At 57.6% G+C, this 791-nt stretch carries 1 protein-coding gene; it reads right to left on the bottom strand.

Annotation, left to right across the window (positions count from 1 at the left end):
* On the bottom strand, window positions 1–275 hold a 275-nt coding region (locus KDH83_RS30970), incomplete at its 3' end, for a hypothetical protein (protein WP_212322913.1).
* Between the last annotated feature and the right edge of the window lie 516 nt (window positions 276–791).

Below are 791 nucleotides of genomic sequence, written 5' to 3'. Positions count from 1 at the left end.
CCAGCCTGCGCCCTTTCCAACATCGTGTCGGTCAGGTTGGCCAATTGGTCGCACAGACTTTCCACGCCGCCCATCAATGCAGCCACTGTCCAGGCATCCAGCGGTTGCGCGCCTGTCGCGTCCGGCTCGGACGCACTGTTGCCGACCATGCGGGCGATGGTCTCTATCGCATAACGGGTGCGGTCGATGAGGTGTAGATGAGAAAGTAGAACCAAGCCGTGCGCCGATGAAGCGTCGGTGGACCAAGGGTCTTGAATGAGGGGATGTTGCGTCATGGCATTACCTATAGCGGATGGGAAACCCGCTCGCCCCACTTCCAAATGAGGCGGGCGGGCACAAGACAAGGTTGGAAGACCGGAGCTATAGGACCCGGCGTGCGCAAGCGCACCCCCGTCTAGGCCCGCCCATAGGGACGTGCAAAGACGCGCGGACGAAAAATAGCCGCCTGAGCGGCGGCAGTCCGCCTATAGCTTCCCGGCTTCCACCCCGGGACCACCGTTGTTGCGGTAGTTCAAGAAGTATACGGTAGGCAATGAAGCGCGATGTCCGCGAAGGGACAATTTTGCTACACCTACACCCCCACCGGTCGATCCCCCGATATCGTCATCCGGTGTGCATTTCCCAGTTAAACCCGTCGTAGAAATTCATCGCCAAATGCTAGGGCAGCAGTGCACTTACACTGCCTCCCTCACGACATATCTTAGCTAACTATCAGCTTCCGTATCAGATTCAATCGACTGATTCCTGCTCAATCCGTAGCCAACGTAGTCAAGGAATTGCCTAACTCGATC

Origin of the sequence: Achromobacter sp. Marseille-Q0513 (genome assembly GCF_018195695.1) — a bacterium.
Taxonomy (GTDB): domain Bacteria; phylum Pseudomonadota; class Gammaproteobacteria; order Burkholderiales; family Burkholderiaceae_B; genus Achromobacter.
The sequence above is the reverse complement of the archived record's forward strand: the minus strand, read 5'-3'. Positions and strand labels throughout refer to the sequence as shown.